Raw genomic sequence first — 7781 nt, 5'->3', positions numbered from 1 at the left:
TAGCGCACCTGCATGGCATGCAGGGGGTCAGGGGTTCGAGTCCCCTTAGCTCCACATCGTGATTTCTGAGGAGATCAGTAACAACCCGGACCACTTTTGGGGTCCGGGTTTTTTGTTGTCCGAGGGGTTGGTAGTTGCGGGCGTTTTCGATGCATGAACCGTCCTGGGTTTCGTTCCGGTCCGTTATCGAGAGGATCGGACAGCTGCCCCCAAAGTATTCCGAGCCGTTTCGTGCCCGTGTGGAACGCCTGGTGGTTGATCGGCTTGAACACGAGATACTCCTAGTCGGTACGCCGTGATCAGGAAGACTGTCCCGAGGTTGAACATTGCGGTGGATTGGCGCTGACATCGACTCGGAACATCACGCGGTCGTTGAACGCGGTCTCGCGAAACATGCTCCCTTTCACCGCTCGCGCAACAGTGTTGCCGATGCGTTGCTGATCGAGTTGTACGCGACTGCGATTGCAAATGTCGATCTTGCGCAACAGCCCTATGCATTCGTCACGTCCAACAGCGAAGACTTCTCGTTACCGAATGGAGACAAGCGTGAGAAGTAACTTTTCGATCGCATTTGGTACCACTGTTCGCTGCCCTCGAACAGCACATGTATAGCCCTGCCCACCGCCCCTCATCATGAGCGCAGGTCGGTTGCTTCCTCGTGGTGTCCCACCGGTTCAGCGCGGCGACGGGATTGGTTAATTTTCGGGGCGCCGTGGGCGGCTGTGGTGCTCGCCCCGGGGCTGAGGTCGAGGCGGCGCAGAAGCTGGGCGTTGGCCGCGACCACAATGGTGGAGACCGACATGAGGATTGCACCGATCTCCATGGGCAGGACGAACCCAATGCCGGCCAGGACCCCGGCGGCCAGGGGAACAGCGGCGATGTTGTATCCCGCGGCCCACCACAGATTTTGCTTCATCTTGCGGTACCCGGCCCGCGACAGCTGGATCACCGAAAGCACCGAGCGGGGGTCATCGGAGGCCAGGATGACACCGGCGGAAGCGATGGCGACGTCGGTGCCGGCGCCGATAGCGATGCCCACATCCGCCTGGGCCAGGGCGGGCGCGTCGTTGACGCCGTCGCCGACCATGGCCACGGTGCGGCCATCGCGCTGCAGCTGAAGGACCTTTTCGCTCTTGTGCTCCGGGCGGACCTGAGCGAAGACCTGGTCGATGCCCAGTTCGACGGCCACGGACCGAGCGACGGGTTCGGCGTCACCGGTGATCATCACTACCCGGATACCGAGCGCGTGCAACGCGTCGACGGCTTCGCGGGACTCCTGACGGATCTCGTCAGCTAGCGCCACGGCCCCGGCGATCTGGCCGTCGATGAGCACGTGGAGCACGGTGGCGCCGGTTTCGGCCCACGGCTGTGCGGCGGGCAGGGGCTGGTGACCGTTCTCGGTGAGCAGGGCAGGTCCGCCCACGGCGATCCGCCGGCCGGTGACGGTCGCGGAGACCCCGACGGCGGTGGAGGCACGGAAGTTCGAGGCACGAGGCACCCGTAGGTCTCGGTGCCTGGCGGAGGCCACGATGGCGCGGGCCAGGGGGTGTTCGCTGTCGGACTCCGCGGCCGCGGCCAGGGCGAGCAGCTCGGTCTCGGAGTAGTCCGCGGTGGTGGTGATCTCGGTAAGCGCCGGTTCGCCTTTGGTCAGGGTGCCGGTCTTGTCGAACAGCACGGTGTCGACGGTGCGCATGCGTTCCAGTGCTCCGCGGTCTTTGACCAGAACGCCGCCGCGGGCGGCCCTCTCGGTGGAGATGGAGACCACCAGCGGGATGGCCAGGCCCAGGGCGTGGGGGCAGGCAATGACCAGGACGGTGATAGCCCGGACAATGGCGAAATCGGGGGTGCTGATGATGGACCACACGGTCACGGTGATGATCGCGGCGATCAAGGCGTACCAGAACAGCCATCCCGCTGCTTTATCGGCCAGCAGCTGGGCGCGGGTGGCAGAGGATTGGGCGTCGGCGACCAGACGCCGGATACCGGCCAGAGCGGTGTCCTCGCCGATGGCGGAGACTCGGACCCGTAGGGCGTTATCGGTGGCCACGGTGCCGGCTACGACGTCGTCTCCCGCGGTGCGGGACACCGCCTTGGACTCCCCGGTGATCATGGACTCATCCACGTCGGCGGTGCCGTCGATGACCTGACCATCGGCGGGGATGCGCCCGCCGGGGCGGACGATGACGATGTCACCGACTCCCAACTCGGCCACGGGGACCGTGATCACCTGATCGCCGTCGATTTTCTCGGCCTCGTCGGGCAACAGGGCGGCCAGGGAGTCCAGTGCGGAGGAGGTCTGAGCCAAAGAGCGCATCTCCAGCCAGTGGCCCAGCAGCATGATCACCACCAGCAGGGCCAGCTCCCACCAGAAGTCCAGCTCATGGGAAATCAAACCCAGGCTCGCGCCCCAGGAAGCGACGAAGGCCACGGTGATCGCCATGCCGATCAACAGCATCATTCCCGGCTTGCGGGCTTTGATCTCACTGACCGCGCCGGTCAGGAACGGCCGCCCTCCCCAGACGTAGATCACCGTACCCAACACCGGAGCCACCCACCCCAGGCCAGGAATGTTCGGCAGAGTGTAACCGACCAGGTCGGCGAACATGTCGCTGAGCAGCACGGTGGGCACCGCCAGGACCAGCATGATCCAGAACAAACGCCGGAAGCTCGCCACGTGGTCCCCGTGGCCGCCGTGGCCGCCGGCTGCGTTGTGCTCGGAGTGAATGATGTGACCGTTGTGCTGGGCGTGTTCGCCGTGTTCGTGTGAGTCGTGAGCGGCGGCCTTGTGCAGGGTGTTCTGGTCGGGGCGTTCGCCCGTATCAATATGTTCTTCGGGACGGCCGGCGCCACCGAAATCGCGGTTGTTCGGCTCGGTCATATCAGGTGCTCCTGTCGTGCGTGGATCGTTCGGTCGTCAGCTCGCGTACTGTGCTGGTGCGGCGTCCCCAGCGATCCGCACTCGTCGCAGCAGAGGTAGTAGCGCTCGCTGTTGTAATCCCGCCGCCGGTCTCTGTGGACCGGATTTTAGTCTTGGGGGATCACGGTGATCTTCCCGGCGGCGTGCCCGGTCTCCACGGCGGCGATCGCCTGACCTGTTTCATTGAGGTCGAACTGGGCGCGCACGTGGGGGTCGACCAGTCCGTACTGGATCACGTCGGTGATCTTCCCCATGGCCTCACTTGTGCGTTCCAGGGCCCGGCCGCCCAGCTCGACTGCGGTCTCTGGATCGGCTGCGGAGATGATCCGGGTTCGGTCGTGCACCAGGCCCGCGACGGCGCGCAGCGGGTCGCCGCCCACGAGGTCGACGATCAGGTCGGGTCCGTCGGAGATGGTCTGCCGCACCCGGTCGCTCACGCCCGGACCGGATTCGATGAACACGGCACCGGTGGATTCGACCAGTTCCCGCTTGGTTGCGCTGGCCACGCCGATGACGGTGAACGCGTGTACGCGACCGATCTGTGCGGCCATCAGTCCCACTCCGCCGCCGGCTCCGAGCAGCAGCAGGGTCTGGCCCGGTTCGAGTTCGATCTGGTGGGTGGCGTCATAGGCGGTGGCCGCGGCCACCGGGATGGTGGCGGCGTCGGTGAATGAGATCTCCTCGGGCTTGGCCACAGTCGTGGAGGCGCGCAGCAGCGTGTGCTCGGCCATCCCTCCCTGCCCGGGTGCCACCAGACCGAGCACCTCGTCGCCCACGGCGAAGTCCTCAACTCCGTCGCCGACTTGAGTGACCACGCCGGCGGCTTCGCGTCCCATCGGCGCCGGCAGGCTCCAGTGACGCCCCAGGTGGCCTTCCCGGATCTTCCAGTCCGCCGGGTTCACGCCGGCGGCCCGTACTTCGATGGCCACCTCCCCGGGCCCGGGCATGGGAGCGGGTCGGTCGATCAGCTGCTGGTTCTCCGGCCCGCCGTAGTCGGTGAACACATAAACCTTGGACATGAATGGGTCTCCTTCGGATCTGGGCTGGGTGGGGGCTTCGGTGTCCCGCACGAGTTTCGTCGGGACGGTGGGTGTCAGGGTCGGGGTTCGTCCTCACCGGCCGCTTCGGCGGCGTCAGCCTCCTCCCGGGTGGCAAATGCGGCGCCGGCAGCGTGTTCGGGTGGGCTGTAGATGGTGTACAGCACCAGCGGCTGGTCCCCGGTATTGCGGAAGTTGTGCTGGGCACCGGCCGGTACCGCGCACTGGTCACCGGCATCAATGGGGTGCGTGTGGCCGTTGAGGTCGGCTTCTCCGGTTCCGGAGACGAAGGTCAGGATCTGGTCGGTGTGTTCGTGGACCTCGTCCCCGATCTCACCGCCGGGCGGAATGGTCATGACCACGATCTGGGCGTGCGCACCGGTCCACAGCACCTTCCTGAAGTCGGGGTTGTTCCTGGCCACGTCCGCAATGGTGAAGTGCTCAAGGTTGTCTCCAAGGGTGAAGTTGTTTCCGCTCATGATTGATCTCCTCTAGTTCATGTATTGGTTTGGATTGTTGAGGCCTTTGAACTGCCCGGTGCGCCAGGTGCCGCGGGCCCGCTGTCACGCGGGTGAGATCAGGCGGATACCTGCTCGGCTGCCTGCGGAGTGGTCCGCGCGCTCTTCGACATGGTCGTGGAGCCTGCGGTGTTGCGCAGCAGTCGCATCGCGTTGGCAATGACCACCAGTACGGAGGCTTCGTGGACGAGCATGCCGATCGACATGGTCACCCCGCCGGCGAAGACGCCGGCCAGCAGCAACACCACCGTGATCAGGGCGATCGCGATGTTCTGCCGCATCACCGACACGGTCCGCTTGGCCAGACCGATGGCCTCGGGCAGCTTGAGGAGGTTGTCACCCATCAGGGCGATGTCCGCGGTCTCCACGGCCACGGCCGAGCCCGCAGCGCCCATTGCCACGCCGATGTTCGCGGTGGCCAGGGCCGGGGCGTCGTTGACACCGTCACCGACCATCGCGATCGTGTGGCCCTGACGCTGGAGTTGGGTGACCGCGTCCAGCTTGTCCTCGGGCAGCAGGGAGGCGTGGATCTCGTCGATCCCGGTGGCTTTCCCGATGGCCTCGGCCACCAGCCGGGTGTCCCCGGTGAGCATGACCACTTTCTCGACGCCGGCCCGGTGCAGGCGGGCGACCATCTCGGGTGCATCCTGGCGGATCTGATCGGCGACGGCGACGACGCCGATCACCGTCTGGTCGACCGCGACGATCATGGGCGTTTTGCCCTCGGTGGCCAGCTGCTGAGCTGTCCGGGCCGCTTCGGCGGCGGCTTCGACAATGCCGTACTGCTCCAGCAGCGGTGGGTTGCCGATCAGCACCACACGACCATCGACCTCAGACACGATGCCCTTGCCGGGGACCGGGGTGACGGCGCCGGGGACGCCCTGCGCGCCGACTCCCTCGGCGTGGGCCGTCTCCAGGATGGGACGGGCCAGCGGGTGCTCAGAACCGGCCTCGGCGGCTGCCGCCCAGCGCAGCACCTCCGTCCGCCCCAGCACGGGGTCCAGGACGACCACATCGGTCAGCCGGGGCCGGCCCTCGGTGAGCGTACCGGTCTTGTCCACGGCAACCGCGGAAATCTTCGCCGAGGTCTCCAGGAACTCCCCGCCCTTGATGAGGATGCCGTTGCGGGCGGCGCGCCCAATGCCGGCCACGATCGCGACCGGAATGGAGATCACCAGGGCGCCAGGGCAGCCGATGACCAGCAAGGTCAAGGCCAGGACCACGTCACCGGAGATCAGCCCGGCCACCAGCGCCAGCACCATCACGGCCGGTGTGTACCAGCGGGAGAAACGGTCGATAAATGCCTGAGTCCTCGCCTTAGCGTCCTGGGCCTCCTCCACCCGGTGGATGATGCGGGCCAAGGTGGTGTCCGCGCCGATGCCGGTGGCCAACACCTGCAGGAAACCGCCCCGGGAGACGGTCCCCGCGAAAACCTGACTGCCCTTGGTCTTCTCCACCGGGATCGACTCGCCGGTGATGGAGGCCTCATCGAGGGCCCCGGTTCCGGACACGACCTGGCCATCCACGGGCACTTTCGCACCGTTCTTGACCAGCACGATCTCGCCCATTCTCACCTGCGCGGCAGGGATCTCCTGTTGCTCACCCTCGCGCACCACGATCGCGGAGTCCGGGGCGACGGCGACGAGTTCGGCCAGCGCCGAGCGTGTCTTGTTCAAGGTCGCAGCTTCCAGCGCGTGGCCGATCGCGAACAGGAACGTGACCGCTGCGGCCTCCCAGAAGTTACCAATGATGACCGCGCCGATCGCGGCGACCGACACGAGCAAGTCAATGCCGATAACCCTGGCGATCACCGCACGAACAGCCTTCACCACGATCCCGTAGCCGGCCACCACGGCGGCAGCCAACATGAAAACGTCTCCGAGGGCGAATGCCCCGCCGGTGTGGGTGGCGTGGGCGCCGGCGTCGACCCACCACTGGGGGCCGACGGCGATGTTGGCCACCCCTCCGCCCAGCCACTGGATGGCGAACGAGATGATGATGAACACACCGGACACGACGGGAACCGACCAGTTCCCGTACACCCATTTCTGGAGCTTGTTCACTTTCGGGTACGACCTTTCGGCGTTGTGTGCCGGCGAACCGACAGAGTGGGTGGGACAGGGCCGCGGCTTTGTTTGATTCTTTAGAACGCCGAGGGGGTGGCCGTGTAGCCGGCCTTGCCAACAGCGGCGACGAGATCGTCAACGGAGACGCGTTCAGGGTCGTGGTCGATTTCAATGCGCGCGGAGGCGAAGTGGACCAACACGTTCTCGACGCCCTTGAGGCGGCCGACCTGCTTCTCGATCTTGGCCACACAGGACGGGCACGAGAACCCCTGTGCGCGCAGAACAGTGCGTGTGGTGGTGGAGGCGTTCATGGCGTTTTTCCTTTCGTTGTGATGTTCTCTATGAACAACCTTCACGATAGATTCGTGTCGTTCGGAACTCCTTGACGCGGATCAAGTACGGGCTGCGGTGCCGTTAGCGCCGGTTCCGATAGGCTCGTACCATGCCCGAGGCTGATTTGTGTGTCACTCGCGTCCCGATTTTCCAGGGACTCACCCACGACCAACAGCTACACGTCGCGCAGTTCGTCCGCCCTCAGCGCGTCGAGAAGGGCGAGGTGGTCTACGGGCCTGGCGAGTCGATGTCTCGTCTACTCGTGGTGCATAGCGGGCAGCTCAAGGTCAGCCACATGGCCGCTAACGGCCAAGAACAAATCCTGCGCACTGTGACTCACGGTGATGTCGTGGGAGAACGGGCGTTACTGACTGGCCACCGCCCGACCGAGTTCGTCGTCGCGCTCGACGACAGCCACATGTGCGTCTTCGACCACGGGGACCTTGCCACTCTGCTGCGCGACTATCCCGATATCAGTCAGCGCATGATGCGGACTTTGTCCGACCGGCTCTCATCCGTCGAACGGCTACTGGCCGCGGTCACCTCCAACGACGTGAGCGCCCGTGTCGCGGCCTACCTACTCGATCTACCCGGCAGCATGCAAAGGGGAGTACTCGCCGTGAGGTTGCCGATGCCAAAGCGGGAGATCGCCGCCTACTTGGGCACCACACCCGAGACTCTGAGCCGCCGGCTCGCCGCGCTCTCCGCGGCGAGTGTCATCGAATTGCACGGGCGCCGTGACGTTACGATCCTCGACGTCGATGCACTCGAGCGCGCAGCCACACCCCGATAGCGCGCAACCACCCTTGCAGGCCTTAGCGGCAGCCCGCTCCCGACCCGGGATCAGGGTCGGAGGCGTAGCTTCGGTGACTAACGGGGGATGAGCCGCGTCGCGTTCACGGAACGCGCG

The 7781-nt window shown here is 65.6% G+C and carries 6 protein-coding genes; 1 reads left to right on the top strand and 5 read right to left on the bottom strand.

From position 1 onward, the window contains the following. Positions 1 to 631: 631 nt before the first annotated feature. The 5 genes from Q4E95_RS09450 to Q4E95_RS09430 form a co-directional block, all read right to left on the bottom strand. On the bottom strand, positions 632 to 2878 hold the full coding sequence (locus Q4E95_RS09450) for a heavy metal translocating P-type ATPase (protein ID WP_303383069.1): 2247 nt from the start codon (positions 2876 to 2878) through the stop codon (positions 632 to 634). Positions 2879 to 3024: 146 nt separating this feature from the next. After that, a complete protein-coding gene (locus Q4E95_RS09445) occupies positions 3025 to 3936 on the bottom strand; it encodes an NADP-dependent oxidoreductase (protein ID WP_303383068.1) in 912 nt (303 codons plus the stop codon). 74 nt (positions 3937 to 4010) lie between these two features. Further along, a complete protein-coding gene (locus Q4E95_RS09440; RefSeq protein WP_303383067.1) occupies positions 4011 to 4433 on the bottom strand; it encodes a cupin domain-containing protein in 423 nt (140 codons plus the stop codon). A gap of 98 nt (positions 4434 to 4531) precedes the next feature. Further along, complete coding sequence (locus Q4E95_RS09435; RefSeq protein ID WP_303383066.1) at positions 4532 to 6535, bottom strand: cation-translocating P-type ATPase; 2004 nt, start codon at positions 6533 to 6535, stop codon at positions 4532 to 4534. 80 nt (positions 6536 to 6615) lie between these two features. Beyond that, entirely contained in the window at positions 6616 to 6849 is a 234-nt protein-coding gene (locus Q4E95_RS09430; RefSeq protein ID WP_303383065.1) for a heavy-metal-associated domain-containing protein, read from the bottom strand. A 131-nt stretch (positions 6850 to 6980) separates the two neighbouring features. Here Q4E95_RS09430 and Q4E95_RS09425 point away from each other — a divergent pair, with 131 nt between their 5' ends. Beyond that, positions 6981 to 7664: a Crp/Fnr family transcriptional regulator gene (locus Q4E95_RS09425; protein ID WP_303383064.1), complete on the top strand. Its 684-nt coding sequence runs from the start codon at positions 6981 to 6983 to the stop codon at positions 7662 to 7664. Positions 7665 to 7781: the final 117 nt, after the last annotated feature.

The organism is Kocuria sp. (genome assembly GCF_030536815.1).
Lineage (GTDB): Bacteria > Actinomycetota > Actinomycetes > Actinomycetales > Micrococcaceae > Kocuria > Kocuria gwangalliensis.
This window is presented reverse-complemented; position numbering and strand designations above follow the sequence as displayed.

What these genes read in the sequence shown, in the direction of transcription:
- Q4E95_RS09450 (WP_303383069.1), bottom strand. Translation starts at nt 2,878, where the DNA reads ATGACCGAGCCGAACAACCGCGATTTCGGTGGCGCCGGCCGTCCCGAA.
- Q4E95_RS09445 (WP_303383068.1), bottom strand. Translation starts at nt 3,936, where the DNA reads ATGTCCAAGGTTTATGTGTTCACCGACTACGGCGGGCCGGAGAACCAG.
- Q4E95_RS09440 (WP_303383067.1), bottom strand. Translation starts at nt 4,433, where the DNA reads ATGAGCGGAAACAACTTCACCCTTGGAGACAACCTTGAGCACTTCACC.
- Q4E95_RS09430 (WP_303383065.1), bottom strand. Translation starts at nt 6,849, where the DNA reads ATGAACGCCTCCACCACCACACGCACTGTTCTGCGCGCACAGGGGTTC.
- Q4E95_RS09425 (WP_303383064.1), top strand. Translation starts at nt 6,981, where the DNA reads ATGCCCGAGGCTGATTTGTGTGTCACTCGCGTCCCGATTTTCCAGGGA.